This is a genomic window from Kitasatospora sp. NBC_01287, assembly GCF_026340565.1.
Lineage (GTDB): Bacteria > Actinomycetota > Actinomycetes > Streptomycetales > Streptomycetaceae > Kitasatospora.
The window spans coordinates 3866846-3883367 of the sequence record NZ_JAPEPB010000001.1; the positions used below are offsets into that span (position 1 = coordinate 3866846).

A 16522-nucleotide genomic window follows, 5' to 3' on the forward strand; every position below is an offset into this window, starting at 1 on the left:
AGGCCTGCCGGCACGCCCTTGAACCGGTCCACCGGCGCTGCTGCTATCGGCTGCCGCTCCGTTGATCCGCGCTGCCCGGCATGAGGTGGGATTCCCAGGCCCAGGCGGTGATCTCGCTGCGGTTGCGGGCTCCGAGTTTGTTCTGGACCGCGGTGAGGTGGCCCTTCACGGTGCTGACGGAGATGAAGAGGGCGGCGGCGATCTCCTGGTTGGTGCGGCCCCGGGCGACGGCGCGGACGACGTCGGTTTCCCGGTCGGTGAGCGGGGGGTTGGGCTGGAGGCCGGGGGAGGCTGTGGCGGGGGCGAGGTTGCGGAGCAAGCGCCTGGTGATCGACGGGGAGATGAGGGCGTCCCCGACGCCGGCGGCCCGCACGGCGGCGGTGAACAGGGTGGGGTCGCCGTCCTTGAGGACGAATCCGAGGGCTCCGGCCTGGAGGGCGCCGTAGACGTATTCGTCGAGTCCGAAGGTGGTGACGATGACGACCCGGAGCGGGTCGGCGATGCCCGGGCCGGCGAGTGCGCGGGTGACGTCGATGCCGTCGAGGCGGGGCATGCGGATGTCGATGAGGCAGACGTCGGGCCGCAGTTGGCGGGCGAGGGCGACGGCCTCGGCACCGTCGCGTGCTTCCGCGACGACGGTGATGTCGGGCTCGTCCTCCAGGATGAGGCGCAGGCTGGTGCGGATCATGGCCTGGTCGTCGGCGACCAGCACGCTGATGCTCACGGGCGGTCTCCGGCTTGCAGGGGCAGGGTGGCCCGTACCGACCAGCCGGCGCCGGGCTGCGGACCGGCGTTGAGCGTACCGCCCAGTGCCTCGATGCGCTCGCGCATGCCGACCAGGCCGTAGCCGCCGCGCGGGGAGGCGCGGATCGGGGAGTGCGGCGGAGCATCGTCGCCGATCTCGACGGTGATGTCCGTGCTGTCCTGGGAGATGGTGACGGTGGCCGCGCGGGCGCTGCGGGCGTGGCGGGCGATGTTGGTCAGGGATTCCTGGACGACCCGGTACACGGTGGTGGTGACCACGGGTGGCCAGGTCGGCGCCGCGGTGGGCAGCCGGAGATCGACGGCCGGTCCGTGCTCTTCGAAGCGGCGGACCAGGTCGATGAGTTGCTCCGGTCCTGCGGTGACGGCAGCGCCGTCCTCCGCGTCGCGCAGCAGGGCGACCACCCGCCGCATGGCGTCCATGGCGTCGGTGCCCGAACGTTCGATGTCCGCCAGGGCGTCGCCGAGGAGGTCGGGCTGCTTGCGGAGCATGATCTGGGCGGCGTGGGTGTGCATCACGATGCCGGAGACAAGGTGAGCGACGACATCGTGCAACTCCCGAGCCAGGGCCAGGCGTTCGTCTCGCCGCACCGCCTCGACGGCGGTCTGGCGGCGATGCTCCAGGAAGCGCAGGACGAGCCCCGTGCCGAGACCGGCCAACCAGCCCTGGACGCCCATGTGGAACGAGGAGGCGGCATGTGAGGTGGTCACGAGCCGGCCGAGTACCGTGACCGCGAGCCCGGCCGCGGCGACCACGGCGGCTCGTCCGGGCGGCAGGACCCGGACCGCCGAGCCGGCGAGGACGGTCAGCGCCAGGGACGCGGCAACGCCGGGCTGACCGGTCGGATACCCCATGCCGGCGGCGAGGACGGCGGCAGCCGCGACGGACAGGCCGATGGCCACGGTGACCAGCCGGTTGCGCTCCCGGAGCAGCGCTGCGACGCACACCACCGCACCGACACCGCAGTCGAGCAACCAGCCCCGGCCGCCCGCGTGGGCGGCGTGCCAGTAGGCCGTCGCTGCCAGCACCACCGCGAAGGCAAGCCCGAGCAGGACGTTGGTTCGCCTGGCGGCCAGTGCGGCCAGTGCGGCCAGCCGTTCCATCACACTCACGGTGCTCAGGCTACGGAACCGGTCGTGGCCGCCGTACCGGCCAAAAGGACTGCTCCGATCCGCCCGATCAGTACTTTTGGCCGGTACGAGTCCCGGTCGGCGCGAGCAGGCTTGCGGCATGCAACGAGACCCTGACACACCCTGCGGCGACGCGGGACCTGCACGAGCCGGCAGGTGGACGTGAACCGGTCCATCTGGGCCCGCCTCCGATTGGAGCTGCGGGTCATCGGCATCGCCCCGCCGGGGACGGCACTGGCGGCAACGCTGGGCGGCGCGATCCTGGTGATCGTCATGCATGCCACCGGGGCCGGGGCGGAGCACCTCGACCTCGCCGCCGGCGCGGTCCTGGCGGGCTTCGCCCCGCTCGGCACCGCCGTCGCGGCCTCCTCGATCGTGGGGCGCGATACCGGCGCCGAGCTGGTCATGACCACCACGGTCTACCGCCGGGTGCTGTTCCTGCGTGTCGGCCTGGTGGTGGCCCCAGCGGCCCTGGTCACGCTGTTGGACGCCGTCGTGTTCCGCGCCTTGAACGCCTGGCCCGTGGGGCAGGGCACGGGCGGTTACGTCCTGGTGTGGGCCCCGCCGATGCTCTGGCTGGTCGCACTGGCGATGCTCATCGGGATCGGCCTGCGCAGCCCGGCCGCCGCGAGCGGCCTGATCGGGGGCCTGTGGCTGGCCCAGTACCTGATGACGCGCGCCATCCGGGACAACACGGTGCTGCGGGCGCAGTACATGTTCATGGGCGTCGCCGCCAAGGTCCCGGCGCACGAATGGACCGTCAACCGAATCGCCCTGCCCGCCGTCGGCGTCGTCGCCGTGATCGCGGCCGGCCTGCTCCTGGGGCGTGGCGAACGATTTGTGGGGAGCGATACCGCATGACCACCGTGCTTCAGCGAACCACCCCGCCGACGGCAGCTCGCACCTGGTGGGCGAAGACCGTCGCGGCCGCCCGCTACGAGTACCTGATGCAGGTGCGCCGCCCGGCAGTCTGGCTGGTCGTGATCGGGCTGATCGCGCTGCGCTGCGCATCGCCCTTCCCGCCGGGTTTCACCAGCACCACGGACCACACCTTTCTGGTCGCGGACTGGGCGGGCAACTTCATCATGCTGTGCCCGATCGGCGTCGGCGCCGTCCTCGCCGACCGCGTCCGGCGGGAGGCCCGGCTGGGGCTGAACGACCTCCTGACCTCGACGCCCACCGGCATCGGACCGCGCCTGTGGGGCAAGGCCATCGGCGCCGGCGCGGCGAGCATCACACCGGTCGCCGTCGCCTGGGTGGGCCTGCTCGGCTACCTGACCGCCCAGCGTGGGGCCGGGGTGATCCCGGTCGGCCTCGCGGCGTTCGCCGCCATCATCCTTCCCGGGCTGGTCTTCGTCGTGGCTGGCTCGGTCACCGTCCCGTACCTGACCGGGCCCGTGCTGTACCGGCTGGGCCTGTTCGGCTACTGGATCTGGGGAAACATGGTCGGCCCGCGCTACGGCATCCCCACCCCCGCCGGCACGCCCTTCGAAGCCATCGGCGAGTACCCGGCCGGTGCCTGGTTCCACGGCACCCTGTTCGACGCCAGGCAGCGGGGAATCACCCCGACCGGCGGCGAGGCCGTCCTCAGCATCGCCTTCCTGCTGCTCATGGCGCTCGCCGCCCTCGTGATCACCCAGCTCGTGCTCACCAAGAGGAGCCCGTCATGACCGCGCCCAACGTGACCATCACCGATCTGACCGTCACCTTCCGGCGCGGCGAGGTCCGCGCCCTCGACGGCATCAGCCTGCGCCTGCCCGTCGGCATGGTCGGTCTGCTCGGCCCCAACGGGGCCGGCAAGACGACCTTCATGCGGGTCCTGACCGGGGTGCTGCTGCCGGCCTCGGGCACCGTCGCGGTGGACGGCACCGAGCTCACGTCGCGCAGCCAGCGCCGAGAGGTCAGGGCCACCACCGGCTACCTCCCCCAGGAGCTCGGCCTGTACCCGGACTTGACGGCCCACCAGTTCCTCGACTACATGGCACTGCTCAAGGGCATCACCGACCGGCGCGCCCGCCGCGCCCGCGTCGATGAGGTCCTCGAACTGGTCTCGCTCAGCGATGTCGCCAACCGGAAGGTGAAGGGCTACTCGGGCGGCATGAAGCGCCGCGTGGGCATCGCCCAGGCCATCCTGAACGACCCCCGGCTGCTGATCGTCGACGAGCCCACCGTGGGGCTGGACCCCGAGGAGCGGCTGCGGTTCCGCAGTCTGCTCGCCAGGCTGGCCGGCGACCGGACGGTGCTGCTCTCCACCCACATCGTCGACGACATCGTGCAGACCTGCCCGAACGTCGTGGTGATCGAGCACGGCAGCATCGCCTTCCAGGGCGCAATCGGCGACCTCGCCGCCCACGCCGAGGACATGGTGTGGCAACTCACCCAGCCGGCCACCGCCCCACCGCCCGACCTGCCCACCGTCACCGTCACCCCCGGCATGACCGGCACCACGTACCGGATCATCAGTTCCGGCATCCCCGCCCCGGACGCGGAGCGCGTCAGCGCCACTGTCGAGGACGGCTACATCGCCCTGATGCACGCCATCGCCCCGGAGCGGGCCCAGCGCCCTGGCCCCAACCTCCGCGCCATCTGACCCCACGCCGCCAACATCCAAGGACCAGCAGATGCCACACCAGCCACTCGCCACCGTCCTGGCCGCCGCCGCCGACACCACCGGCTTCCACCCCGGCCCCGCCTTCTTCGCGTTCTGGGCCCTCATCATCGGCGCCATCATCGGCGTTCCCGTCTACGTCGTCCGCCTGATGCGCAACCGCCGCAACCGTCGTTGAACACCGCCTGAGCACAAGGCGGTTGGCGCCTCCGCGCTCCGGCGGTGCGACCAGGTCTCCTCCGTGCGGTAGGGCCACCACCAACCACGCGACGGGGCTCCGGTCCCGCCGTTCCCAGGGGAGCGCCGCGCGCCGTACGACACCGGCACGTCAAGCGATGAAGATCGACAAGTCATCCAAAAGTTCCAGCCAGCGGACGTTCGGTAGCGCCCAGTACTTGGTGACGTGCGTCGGGTAGACCTGGGCGGTCTCGCCCATGCTGACCAGATTGACTACGTCCTCCCAACCTCTCACGGGATGGACGCGTTCCAGCTTTCGCCCGCGCGGGGTGTTGAAGGGGAAGTAAGCGTCCTCCCAGTAGTCCAATTTCAGCGGAGCCGAGACACGCGGGAAGTCAGCCAGTGTCTCCAAGCTGACGGATGAACCCCCGGCCAGGACATGGTCCTCAGCGACAGCGAGTATCCGTGGATCGGTGAACAGCGTCGGGCCGACCGTCAGGTCCTCCTCCTCCACCGGCAGCCAAGCGACAAAGACATCGCATTCGCCATTGCGGAGACTTCCGAACGGGTCTTCCATCGTTGACGTGCGTACCTGCAGCTCACACTCGGGGTTGCGCCGTCGGAACTCTTTCCAGTAAACGTGCAGATCCACGACGTTCAGCGGCATCATGAGCACCCGGAGCCGGCCAGTGATCCCGCGGGCGGCCATGCGGGCGCGGGTGATCGACGCGTTCAGGTCCCGGTAGGCGGGGGCGACGTCGTCCCGCAGCCGCCGACCCAGCTCCGTCAGCTGAACCGTGCGGCTCGTCCGTTCGAACAGCGTGCCGCCGATGGCTCGTTCCTGTGCCTTGATGGCCTGGCTGACCCGGGCCGCAGAGACGAACAGGCGCTGGGCGGCCCGGCCGAAATGCTTTTCCTCCGCCACGGCCAGAAATATCTCAATATCACGCAATTCCACAGGCCGAACCCCTTCCCCCTGTGACAACCACCGGATCGTCGCCATTCGCGCCAGTCTACGGCGATCAAGCCGCCGTGATTCCGCGGACGAACCGCCCGTGCGAGGCTGCGAGTGCTGGTGCTGGTGCTCACCGCCATGCGGGTCACTCCCTCGGACTGGCCAGAACCGGTGAGCAACACGCCAGGAGCGCAAGTGCCACACCTGCGGGCATCGGTGCGGGAGGGTGGCCCACCTCGGTGATCGCGCGGCATGGTGCAGGGTGCGGCCACGAGCGGTGAGGCGGCGAGCAGCCCCGGGCGCGCGGGCAGGTGTCTGTATCGCGCCGGGTGCGCCCGCGGCGACGACGCGGGCGCCGAGTCGTCAGGCGGGCTGGACGGTGATCGTGCAGAGGCGCTTGGTGGCCCGGGTCAGGGCCACGTACAAGTCCCTGTCCCCACCGGGGCGGGCCGTGATGATCTCCTCGGGGTTCATGACGACGACCCCGTCGAATTCCAGGCCGCGCGCTTCGGACGCCGGCACGATGCGTGCGTGCTGATCGATGCCCTGGGCCGTCAGCTCACTCACCCTGGTGTCCGCGCAGACCACTCCCAGAAGCTCGCCCGGGTGCGCGGCGCTCTGGGCGCGGAGCTCCTGGACAACGGCGGTGACCAACTCGTCCGGAGACGTGGTCACGGTGCGGGGGCTCTCACCGCTTCGCAGTGACCGTGTGGGCTTCTGGTCCGGAGCGATCCGCGTGAGCAGGTCCCGGACGCTCTCCAGGATCTCCTGCGTGGTGCGGTAACTGACGGTCAGGTTGTGCAGTTTGAACCGCGGCCCGACGTGGGGGCTCAGTGCTTCCTTCCAGTCGCGTGCCGCGGCGACCGGGCCCGCCTGGGCGAAGTCACCCACCAGCGTCATCGACCTCGACGGGCAGCGGCGGACGATCATCCGCCATTGCATGGCGGTCAGTTCCTGCGCCTCGTCGACGACGACGTGCCCGTACGTCCGCTCGGGGGGACCGTCGACCAGACTCGCCGCCTCGTCCAGCAACGGCACATCGGCATCGGTCCACGGGTCCTCCGGACCGCGCAGCAGGAGGGACCGCTCCTGCGCGGTCAGGCGGGGCAGGCGCTCGGCGAGAGCGTCGACGTTCGTGTCGACGTTCGTCAGGAGCGCCTTCACGAGGTCACCGGGTACCAGCCGCGGCCACAACACCTCGACCGCCCGGTCGACGCCGGCGTCGTCGAGGAGATCGGCCCGGATGGCGTCCAGGTCCAGCTCGTGGACCGGACCCGGGTCGGCCGCGCCTTCGACACGGCGCCGGGCGGCCCCCGTGAACCGGTCGAGGTTGATGCCCGTCATCCTTTCGGCATCGGCGTCGATCTGCTCCAGGAGGTCGCCCATGTCTCGTTGCGTCGCGTCGGTGACGGCGTCGACCAAGAGCTCCTTGAACACCTGGCGCGCGGGGTTGTGCCCCGGTACGGCTGCCAGGGCGGCGTCGCGTGCCGTGGCGACCTCCTCGCCGGAGAGGTGAACCAGTTCCTGTCCGACCCGCACGGTGAAGTCACCGGCGGGGGCTTGGTGGACGCGCAGCAGGCCGGCCAAGGCGTCGGCGAGGTCGGAGCTGCCCTTCAGACGCGCCGTACCGATCGGGCCCGCCGTGTCCGTGGACACTCCGGCCAGTTCCCGGCAGGTCGCCAGAACGACGTCGTTCTCTCCGAGCGAGGGAAGGACCTGCGAGATGTAGTCGAGGAACCGGGCGTTCGGGCCCACCACCAGGACACCCTCCGCCGCGGCGCGCGGGAACGCGTACAGGACGTAGGCCGCCCGGTGCAGGGCGACCACTGTCTTGCCGGTGCCGGGCCCGCCCTGCACCACGGTCACCCCGCGGTGGGCGGAGCGGACGATCTCGTCCTGCTCGGCCTGCAGCGTCGCGACGGCCGCGTGCATCCTGCCCGTACGCCGTGCCGACAGGGCCTCGGTCAACGGGCCGTCCCCGACGACGTCCTCGTCGGTCGCGGCGGTCCCGTCCAGCAGTTCGTCGCTCACCGAGATGACCGTGCGCTCCTCGACGCGCAGGTGCCGGCGCCGCCGCAGGTCCATCGGGTGGACCGGTGTCGCCTCGTAGAAAGGCCGCGCCGCCTTCGCGCGCCAGTCCACGAGCAGAGGCAGGTCATCCTCCTCCGTCTGCAGTCCGATCCGCCCGATGCGCAGGGCCGTGCCATCCGTCCAGTCGATGCGCCCGAAGACCAGCCCCTTTTCGGCGCCCTCCAGCCGGCCGATTTCCTTGGCCAGCCGATCGGCGGCGATTTCTCTCTCGTACGCCCCGCCGGCGCTGTCCGCCGTGCCCTTCAGCACACTCGCTCGGTGCACTCGCGCCTCGGAAAGCCGCTCGGTGAGCAACTCGTACAAGGAGGACACATAATCCTGCTCCGAGTCAACCGAACGCACGGCGGGATCAGTCATTTTCGACAACAGCGGCTCCTTCGATTCGAGCCACACCATACGGTCAAAGCTCCCCGAAAGATAAGTCTTGACTTGCTTGATGGGATTTGCCCGCTGCCACCAAGCCGTCAAGCCTGGAGTTTCTCGTCATAACCGTTGCGACCGGGCGAACCATATGCCCTGCCGGATTTGCGAACTGAATAATTCTGTGCCCCTGGCGGATTTCCGAGTCGAAGGATTTCACCTCCGGGCAGGGGTGGCGGCCGAGCCGGTCGCATCCGGCCCGGATCTCCTGACGGAACAGGTCGGGCATCCGCAGGCCGACCACGAAGGCGGCGTGCGGATGCCCGGCGGGGTCGACGGGCTCGACCGGCTCGGCGGGGTCGATATCGGATGCGCCGTGCCGGACGTCCTCGATTTGAGTCGAGCCGAATTACCCGGTCATGGCATCGGGTTGGGCTGCGGCCCACGCGGCCCGCAACTCCGAGAGGCGCGACCGGATTTCCGGGTCATCGGCACTCGAAGCGACCAGGCCGGGCAGGACGACTGCCCGCCCCTTGTGCAGGCGTACCTCAAGGAGGCAGTGATCGATGCCGCGGTTGACCTCCGGTGAGAACCCGAACGACTGCACCTGCGGCCAGGTGACCACACGTGTCCTCAGTAGGGTCCGCGTGGTGAGGCCCGCGGCATTCACCGTGGTACTGCCGCAGAAGGGGCCCACGAAGGAGGCGGCGATGGCGTAGGCGACGATCAGGGCGGCCGCGAAGAGCGCGGTCATCACGGGATTCCGGCCCTTGGCCGCTGCGGCGAGGATGATGGCGAGGGCGCAGGCCAGAGCGGTCGGGAAGAGGACCAAGGTCCTGCGGCCCGTCCGCCGGTACTGGATCGGCGCCTTGAAGTAGTGCTGTCCGTCGCGCCGATCGCTCATGGCTCCCCCGCTCACTCCGCTGCTGACCGTCATTGTCGTGGAGGTGCCGAACGGAATCCAGTGCTGCTGCGGTTGACAGGGCGCCCCGCAGCGGCAGGAATCCCCGGAGAGGGTCGAGGGTGTCGGAGTCGGCGGCCTTGAACCGGCGGGCACCCTTGCAGAGCAACGGATTTGGGGCCTGCGGGGAGCTGCGGATAGCGTGAGCCGGTGAGCCTGCGAATCAAGCACGTGACGGTCGATTGCGCCGACCCGCCGAAGCTGGCTGCCTGGTGGGCGCAGGCCCTGGGCGGCTCGGTCACGGCAGACTTCGGTGGCTTCTACGCCCTCGTGGAGGGCGGCGGTCTGGCCATGGGGTTTCAGAAGGTCCCCGAGGCGCGCACGGACAAGAACAGCGTCCATGTCGACCTGGCCGCCTCGGACCGCGCCGTGGAGATCGAACGCCTGATCAGGCTCGGTGCCACGGAAGTCGCCGAACACACGGTGCCAGGACTGGCATGGACCGTGCTCCGCGACCCCGAGGGCAACGAGTTCTGTGTCTCGGGCCCCGCGCCCGATGAGCCCGCCGCAGGCTGAGAGCGAGCTCCCGCGACGCGACGGAGGCATTGGGTCCAGGCCGCCTCCGGAAGCCGGCCCCGAGATCGACAGGAGCCCCAGCGTCCCCGACTCCTCCCGACTCCTCAAGATGACAGCGGGCCCGGACCGTTCCGACGGTCCGGGCCCGCTGTCGGGTCGATCAGGGGGCGGAGTCGGGGACGCTGGGGCTCCTGTCGTACGCCTTGGTCGGGTTCATCCCGATGTTGTTGATCTGCACGGTGTCCTGGGTGCTCACCTGCGCGCACTTGCTGGAGTCGTCCGCGGTCTGCGCCTCGGAGTTGCTCAGCGCCGCCTGGGTGTTCACCGGCGCCGGGGCCGCCGGGGAAGCCGCGCCGCCCGCGCCCGCCGGCGCGGCACCGAAGGTGCTCCCGGCCGTCCAGTCCTTGCCGATCACCAACGTGATCCCCGGACCGTCACCCGGCCTGACCGCCGAGGACGGCAACCCCACCGAGGCCGCCACCTCCTGCGCGTCCCCCTCCCGACCCGCCGTGTACGTCACCTCGCTGACCGCCGCACTCACCGTCGCGTTGGTCGCCGAGGTCAGCGAGCTGTACCCCGCCGTCTTCAACGCCTCCGCCAGATCCCCCGCCCGACCCGCCACCCCACTGCCGTTCTTCACGTGCACCGCGATCTCCTTCTTCGGCGCACCAGCCCCCGCCCCCGCGGCGGCCGCCGACGACGCAGGAGCGGCGGGAGCGGCGGGAGCAGCCGGAGCCGGCGCGGCCGAGGAGGTGTCCGGGTTCGCCGTGGAGGTGGCCTGCGCCGCCGCCGACGACTTGCTCCCGTCCCCGGTGGTCAGCGACTGGTCATTGATCATCGCGCTGAAGAGGTTCTTGGCCGCCGGGTCGACCACCACACGCTGCGTATTCGTCGGGTCGGGGTCGTTCTGCATCGTGGTCATCGTGATCCGGTCGGTCGGCACCTTGTTCAGGTCGTCCGCCAGCCCCACCAGCTGCGGGATCCCGCTCAGCCCGTTGTCCACCGTCAGCGCCTTGGTCGCCGCGTTCGCCAGCGACAGCACCGCCGCCGGGTTCGTCAACGTCCCCGCGCTCTTCAACTGCCGCACCATCGAGGACAGGAACATGTGCTGCGCCACCGTGCGCCCCACATCGCCACCATCGCCGAAACCGTGCCGGGTGCGCACGAACTCCAGCGCCGCCATCCCCTGCAGCGTGTGGTTGCCCTTCTTCAACTTCAGGTGCGAGTACGGGTCGTAGACGTTGTTGTCCACGCACACCGGCACCCCGCCCACCGCGTCCGACATCTGCACCACACCCGTGAAGTCGACCATCATGAAATGGTCGATGGGTATACCGGTCAGCTGGTGCACCGCCGCCACCGTGCACCCCGGACCGTAGTCCAGGGTGCTGTTGATCATGTCCCGGTGCGCCTTCATCGACGTGTGGTTCTCGGTGTCCGTGCAGGCCGGCAGGTCCGCCACCGTGTCGCGCGGGACACTCATCACCGTCGCGTTGCTGCGGTCCGCCGACACGTGCAGCACCATCTCGACGTCGGCGTTGGCCCCAGGCCCGCAGTCCCCACCGATCTGGCAGTCCGCGGCGTTGTCCCGCGCGTCGGAGCCGATCACCAGGATGTTGATCGGCGTGCGCCCGAAAGCGTCCGGCTTCTCGTGACCCGCGTCGCCCGAGGTGCCCGCGAAGAGCGCCGAGTGCTTGATGTTCCCGTTCAGCTCCTCGTAGACGTAGCCGAAGGTCCCCGCCGTCACCAGCACCAGCCCGGCCGTGGTGTACGCCAGGATCCGCAGGCCCTTGCGCTTGGGCTTCTTCATGCTCTTGCGGGCCGCGGCACGACCACCGGTCGGCGGCGCGGGAGGCTCGGAGCGGGATCCGGCGCGGGCCGCCGCGCGGCCGCCTGCCCGCGGCGCGGGGAGCTGCGGCTGGGCTGCGCGCGCACGGCGGCGAGGCCCGGGACCGGGGGTGTCCACCTGCGTCTCGCTCACGTCCGCCGCCTTCGTTCGTGCCTGGTCGAATCTGGTCGTGTCAGTCGGGACGTCGGCGTGTCGCGCCACGGTTCCCCGGCGCGCAGCATAGCTGTCCACCCTTTGAAGCCGAACCGCGGTGGAACGGTTGAACGACCAGGCAGGCCGGGCAGGCGAACGGCGAGCCGTGGTGCGGAGGTGACAAAGGCCACAAGCCAGAGGCCACAAGCCAGAGGCCACAAGCCGCAAGCGGGGCGGCGCGGGGCGACTACTCCTTGGGCTGCTCAGGCTCCTCGACGAAGTCGATCCGCTTGAAACGGCCGTTCATCGACTTCAGCAGGAACCAGGTGGCCACACCGAGCCCGCAGAAGACGACGAAGCCGAGCAGACCGGGGGTCACCGAGTTCGGGTCGTAGCTCGCGGCCAGCTCGGTGGTGGCGTGCGCGAGGGTCACGGAGGTACTCATGGCTCCATGGTGACCCGGCCCCGTTACGGCCGGGTCACCGGGGTGGGGCGTGTCGCCGGGCGACCCGCCCCACCAGGGGTCGGACCGCTACTGCGCCGCGTCCCCGGCCAGAGTGGTGGCGCGCAGCCCGGCGAACAGGTCGTCCTCCGGCAGGTCGGTGTCGACCAGCGAGCGGGCCAGCTCGTAGTCCTCGGTCGGCCAGACCTCGCGCTGCACCGACAGCGGCACCCGGAACCACGGGCCTTCCGGGTCGATCTGGGTGGCGTGCGCGAGCAGCGCCTTGTCCCGGGTCTCGAACCAGTCCTCGCAGTGCACCTGGGTGGTGATCTCGCGCTCCTTGCGGCCGCTCTTCTCCCAGCCGTCGATCCACTCGCCGTACGGGGAGTCGTGCCCGTTCTCGGTGAGGTAGGCGTGCAGCGCCCGGATCCGGCCCATCGGGAAGCCGTGGTTGTAGTAGAGCTTGAGCGGCTGCCAGGGCTCGCCGGCCTCGGGGTAGGCGTCCGGGTCACCGGCCGCCTCGAAGGCGATCATGGTGATCTTGTGGGTCATGATGTGGTCGGGGTGCGGGTAACCGCCGTTCTCGTCATAGGTGGTGATCACCTGCGGCTTGAACTCGCGGATCAGGCGCACCAGCGGCTCGGCCGCGGCCTTCTCGTCCTGCAGCGCGAAGCAGCCCTCGGGCAGCGGCGGCAACGGGTCGCCCTCGGGCAGGCCCGAGTCGACGAAGCCCAGCCAGGCCTGCTCGACGCCCAGGATCTCCCGCGCGCTGTCCATCTCCTTGCGCCGGACCTCGTGGATGTTCTCCTCGACATACGGGTCACCCTGGAGCTTCGGGTTGAGCACAGAGCCGCGCTCCCCGCCGGTGCAGGTGGCCACCAGCACCTCAACGCCCTGGGCGACGTACATGGCCATGGTGGCCGCACCCTTGCTGGACTCGTCGTCCGGGTGCGCGTGCACCGCCATCAGCCGCAACTGCTCAGTCAACGCCTGGTTCCTTCCGGGAATGTCCGGGCTCAGCATCGTGGGGCTCAGCATCGTCCCCCTATAGTGACGGACTGGAAGGCCCGCACATTCCCCGCGCTCGGTGCGCGAACCGGTGCAGCAGCCAGCGGTCTTCCCGGAAGGGACCGACCTGCCATGACCGCCACCAGCAGCACCCCGCCCGGCGCCCTGCCCCAGGGCCGCTACGGCCGGCGCAGCGACCAGCAGGCGGACCGCAGCCTGAAGGTGGTCGGCCTGGTGCTGGCCGTCCTGGTGGTGGCGCTGGTGGCCTGGTTCGGCAGCTCGTACATCGAGACGGCGAGCAAGCTCAACGGGACCGTGCCGACCTTCCAGATCGTCTCCGACTCGCAGGTGCAGGCCGAGCTGTCGGTGCTCAAGGACTCCGGCGTCGGCGGCACCTGCACGATCCGCTCACAGGCCGCCGACGGCTCGGTGGTCGGCATGCTCGACGTGCCGGTCCCGACCCACGGCACCACCTATGTGCAGACGGTCACCATCCGGACCAACGCGCGCGGCACCACCGCCGAGCTGATGGGCTGTACGCCCTCGAAGTAACCCGGTCGGGTGGGCCCCGCGGGGCATCACCGCACCCTTCGGGGGGCACCCGAGCAGCCACGGAGCCGGAAACGGACCGTTAACGCGCCACTGCGGGACTCCCACCTCGGGCCGGACATTGTTAGGCTCGTGGTTTCGCCCCTTCCGTGCCGGACGGCTCGGTCGCGGGCGTTGCTTCGTAGAGAGACCCGTACCACTGCTGACGACAACCCTCAGCACCTCCCAGCACCGACGAGGAGCACCCGTGACCCAGACCAGCGAGAACGTGACCTGGCTCACTCAGTCCGGCTACGACAAGCTCAGGGATGAGCTGAACCAGCTGACCGGTCCCATGCGCACCGAGATCACGCAGAAGATCGAGGCGGCACGCGAAGAGGGTGACCTCAAGGAGAACGCCGGCTACCACGCAGCCCGCGAGGAGCAGGGCAAGATGGAGCTGCGGATCCGCCAGCTCACCCAGCTCCTGGAGCGCGCCAAGGTCGGCGAGGCCCCCGCGGACTCCGGCGTGGTGGCCCCCGGCATGGTCGTGACCGTGGCCTTCGGCGGCGACCCGGACGACACCATGGTCTTCCTGCTCGGCTCGCGCGAGGTGGCCGGCGACGACCTGGACGTCTACTCCCCGCAGTCCCCCCTCGGCCGCGCCATCGACGGCAAGAAGATCGGCGACAGCGCCCAGTACGACCTGCCGAACGGCAAGAAGGCCGGTGTGAAGATCCTCGAGGTCAAGCCGTACGTCGGCTGACCCGGCGCCGCGCACGACGAGCGCCCCGGACCTCGACGGTCCGGGGCGCTTCGTCGCGCGCGGGATCAGCTCACGGCCGAGCGGTACTTGCGCACCGAGAGCCAGGAGAAGACCGCCAGCACCACCAGCGAGGAGCCGATCGACACGCCGATCGCGTGCTGCATCGGCCAGGCCTTGTCCACCGGCCCGATCTGGTTGCCGAAGAGGTCGCGGCAGGCCTGCACGGTCGCGCTGAACGGGTTCCAGTAGGCGATCGGCTGCAGCCAGCCCGGCATGCTGCTGATCGGCACGAAGGCGTTGGAGACGAAGGTCAGCGGGAAGAGCCAGATCAGGCCCGCCGAGGTGGCCGCCTCCGGGCTGCGCACCGAGAGCCCGATCAGCGCGCCGATCCAGGAGAAGGCGTACCCGAGCAGGAGCAGCAGCGCGAAGGCCGCCAGCGCCCTCGGCAGGCCGCGGTGGATCCGCCAGCCGACCGCGAGCGCCACCAGGGCCAGCACCAGCAGGGTGAACGCGGTCTGGCACAGGTCGGCCAGCGTGCGCCCGACCAGCACCGCGGAGCGGGTCATCGGCAGCGAGCGGAACCGGTCCACCAGGCCCTTGGTCATGTCCTCCGCGATGCCCGCCGAGGCGCCGGCCACCGCGAAGGTGACGGTCTGCGCGAAGATGCCGGCCATCAGGAACTGGATGTAGATCGAGGAACTGGCCCCCGCCCCGGGGACGTTGATGGCCCCACCCATCACGTACGAGAAGAGCAGCACGAACATCACCGGCTGCAGCAGCCCGAAGACCACGATCTCCGGGATGCGGGACATCCGGCGCAGGTTGCGCCGGGCGATCACCCAGGAGTCGTGCAGCATGGCGGCGACGCCGCGCCGCTGGCGCGGGATCGCGCCGCCGATCGCGTGCTCGGTCGCGGTGGACGCGCTCATCTCAGGCCTCCTCGCCCGTCTCGCCGATCACGTCGTCCTCGCCCGTCCCGCCGTCGCCGGCCTCGCTGAGGTGCCCGGTCAGCGACAGGAAGACGTCGTCCAGGGTGGGCCGGCGCAGTCCGATGTCGTCGATCTCGACCCCCCGCGCGTCCAGCTCGCGGATCACGTCGGCGAGCACCTTGGCGCCGCCGGTGACCGGCATGGTGATCCGCCGGGTGTTCCTCTCCAGGCTCGGCTCGCCCACCGCGTAGCCCTTCAGCGCCTCGACGGCGGTGGCGATCAGTTCGGGATCGTGCACCACCACCTCCACCCGCTCGCCGCCGATCTGCGCCTTGAGCTGGTCGGCGGTGCCCCGGGCGATCACCCTGCCGTGGTCGACCACCGCGATGTCGTGCGCCAGCCGGTCGGCCTCCTCCAGGTACTGGGTGGTGAGCAGCAGCGTGGTGCCCTGCTCCACCAGGCTCTCGATCACCCCCCAGAGCGCCAGCCGGTTGCGCGGGTCGAGCCCGGTGGTCGGCTCGTCGAGGAACATCACCGGCGGGCGGACCACCAGCGCGGCCGCCAGGTCGAGCCGGCGCCGCATGCCGCCGGAGTAGGTCTTCGCGGTGCGGTCGGCGGCCTCGGTGAGGTTGAACCAGGCCAGCAGCTCCCGCGCCCTGGCCTTGGCGTCCCGGGCGCTCATCTGGTAGAGCTCGCCGACCATCCGGAGGTTCTCCCGGCCGGTCAGGTACTCGTCCACGGCGGCGTACTGGCCGGAGAGGCCGATCAGGCTGCGCACCCGGTTGGGGTGCTTGAGCACGTCCACCCCGGCCACCACGGCGCCGCCCGAGTCCGGGCGCAGCAGGGTGGTGAGCACCTTCACGGTGGTGGTCTTGCCCGCCCCGTTGGGACCGAGCAGGCCCAGCACCGTCCCCTCCGGGACGTCCAGGCTCACCCCGTCCAGGGCGCGTACGTCGCCGAAGGTCTTCACCAGGTTCTCGGCTCGGATGGCTGGCGTCACGGGCCTGTCCCATCTGCTCAGGGTCGGCTCGCGCCCCCTCGGGAGCGGGGCGCGGTACTGGTCCACTCTGGCCCGCCCCGCCCGGCCCAGCCACCGCAACGCCGCAAAGGCCCGGTCCTCAGCGCGAGACCACGTATCCTGCCTCGCCCAGGGCTGGCCTCCACCGGGGTCACCCGGGCGACCCCGGCGAGCGTCTTCCGCGCACCGCGCACGTCGTCCAGGGTGATCGGCCGGCTCTGCGCGGGGCCGGCGTAGGGCGCCGCCGGACGCCCCACGCCGTGGTGACCAGTGGTCGGACTCGGACCGA

General features: G+C 70.5%; 17 protein-coding genes. 7 read left to right on the forward strand and 10 right to left on the reverse strand.

Going from position 1 to position 16522, the window contains the following annotated elements:
• Positions 1–43: 43 nt before the first annotated feature.
• Both OG455_RS16260 and OG455_RS16265 read right to left on the reverse strand, forming a co-directional pair.
• Positions 44–724 (reverse strand): response regulator transcription factor, encoded by a 681-nt coding sequence (locus OG455_RS16260; RefSeq protein WP_266294337.1) that lies wholly within the window; start codon positions 722–724, stop codon positions 44–46.
• Positions 721–1866, reverse strand: a complete 1146-nt coding sequence (locus tag OG455_RS16265; protein WP_266300820.1) for a sensor histidine kinase — start codon at positions 1864–1866, stop codon at positions 721–723. Before OG455_RS16265 ends, OG455_RS16260 begins: the two co-directional genes overlap by 4 nt.
• A 189-nt stretch (positions 1867–2055) precedes the next feature.
• Between OG455_RS16265 and OG455_RS16270 the strand changes: the two genes are divergently transcribed.
• Genes OG455_RS16270 through OG455_RS16285 form a run of 4 tightly spaced genes read left to right on the forward strand, consistent with a single transcriptional unit; the run spans position 2056 to position 4679 of the window.
• Positions 2056–2754 carry a hypothetical protein gene (locus tag OG455_RS16270; protein WP_266294339.1) on the forward strand — a complete coding sequence of 233 codons (699 nt, stop codon included), beginning with the start codon at positions 2056–2058 and terminating at the stop codon, positions 2752–2754.
• A complete protein-coding gene (locus OG455_RS16275; protein WP_266294341.1) occupies positions 2751–3563 on the forward strand; it encodes a hypothetical protein in 813 nt (270 codons plus the stop codon). The genes OG455_RS16270 and OG455_RS16275 overlap by 4 nt, the downstream gene beginning before the upstream one ends.
• Positions 3560–4483 carry an ABC transporter ATP-binding protein gene (locus OG455_RS16280; RefSeq protein ID WP_266294342.1) on the forward strand — a complete coding sequence of 308 codons (924 nt, stop codon included), beginning with the start codon at positions 3560–3562 and terminating at the stop codon, positions 4481–4483. Before OG455_RS16275 ends, OG455_RS16280 begins: the two co-directional genes overlap by 4 nt.
• A 31-nt stretch (positions 4484–4514) precedes the next feature.
• Positions 4515–4679 (forward strand): hypothetical protein, encoded by a 165-nt coding sequence (locus OG455_RS16285; RefSeq protein ID WP_266294344.1) that lies wholly within the window; start codon positions 4515–4517, stop codon positions 4677–4679.
• A gap of 150 nt (positions 4680–4829) precedes the next feature.
• Here the strand turns inward: OG455_RS16285 and OG455_RS16290 are convergent, their stop codons facing one another.
• The 3 genes from OG455_RS16290 to OG455_RS16300 form a co-directional block, all read right to left on the reverse strand.
• Entirely contained in the window at positions 4830–5681 is an 852-nt protein-coding gene (locus OG455_RS16290) for a LysR family transcriptional regulator (protein WP_266294345.1), read from the reverse strand.
• Between the two features lie 315 nt (positions 5682–5996).
• Positions 5997–8036 carry an AAA family ATPase gene (locus OG455_RS16295; RefSeq protein ID WP_266300821.1) on the reverse strand — a complete coding sequence of 680 codons (2040 nt, stop codon included), beginning with the start codon at positions 8034–8036 and terminating at the stop codon, positions 5997–5999.
• A gap of 457 nt (positions 8037–8493) precedes the next feature.
• Positions 8494–9021, reverse strand: coding sequence for a PH domain-containing protein (locus tag OG455_RS16300; RefSeq protein WP_266294346.1), 528 nt, complete (start codon positions 9019–9021; stop codon positions 8494–8496).
• A 174-nt stretch (positions 9022–9195) separates the two neighbouring features.
• Here OG455_RS16300 and OG455_RS16305 point away from each other — a divergent pair, with 174 nt between their 5' ends.
• Positions 9196–9561 (forward strand): VOC family protein, encoded by a 366-nt coding sequence (locus OG455_RS16305; RefSeq protein ID WP_323185521.1) that lies wholly within the window; start codon positions 9196–9198, stop codon positions 9559–9561.
• A 160-nt stretch (positions 9562–9721) separates the two neighbouring features.
• On the opposite strand, the gene OG455_RS16310 is transcribed toward OG455_RS16305, so the two are convergent.
• The 3 genes from OG455_RS16310 to mca form a co-directional block, all read right to left on the reverse strand.
• A complete protein-coding gene (locus OG455_RS16310; protein ID WP_323185522.1) occupies positions 9722–11542 on the reverse strand; it encodes an LCP family protein in 1821 nt (606 codons plus the stop codon).
• Between the two features lie 247 nt (positions 11543–11789).
• Positions 11790–11987: a hypothetical protein gene (locus OG455_RS16315; RefSeq protein ID WP_266294347.1), complete on the reverse strand. Its 198-nt coding sequence runs from the start codon at positions 11985–11987 to the stop codon at positions 11790–11792.
• 87 nt (positions 11988–12074) lie between these two features.
• Positions 12075–12971 (reverse strand): mycothiol conjugate amidase Mca, encoded by an 897-nt coding sequence (mca, locus tag OG455_RS16320; protein WP_266294348.1) that lies wholly within the window; start codon positions 12969–12971, stop codon positions 12075–12077.
• A gap of 153 nt (positions 12972–13124) precedes the next feature.
• Between mca and OG455_RS16325 the strand changes: the two genes are divergently transcribed.
• Positions 13125–13544: a DUF4307 domain-containing protein gene (locus OG455_RS16325; protein WP_266294349.1), complete on the forward strand. Its 420-nt coding sequence runs from the start codon at positions 13125–13127 to the stop codon at positions 13542–13544.
• A 244-nt stretch (positions 13545–13788) separates the two neighbouring features.
• A complete protein-coding gene (greA, locus tag OG455_RS16330; protein WP_266294351.1) occupies positions 13789–14286 on the forward strand; it encodes a transcription elongation factor GreA in 498 nt (165 codons plus the stop codon).
• A gap of 65 nt (positions 14287–14351) precedes the next feature.
• On the opposite strand, the gene OG455_RS16335 is transcribed toward greA, so the two are convergent.
• Positions 14352–15143, reverse strand: coding sequence for an ABC transporter permease (locus OG455_RS16335; RefSeq protein ID WP_266300824.1), 792 nt, complete (start codon positions 15141–15143; stop codon positions 14352–14354).
• A 73-nt stretch (positions 15144–15216) separates the two neighbouring features.
• Positions 15217–16215 carry an ATP-binding cassette domain-containing protein gene (locus OG455_RS16340; RefSeq protein ID WP_266294353.1) on the reverse strand — a complete coding sequence of 333 codons (999 nt, stop codon included), beginning with the start codon at positions 16213–16215 and terminating at the stop codon, positions 15217–15219.
• Positions 16216–16522 lie beyond the last annotated feature (307 nt).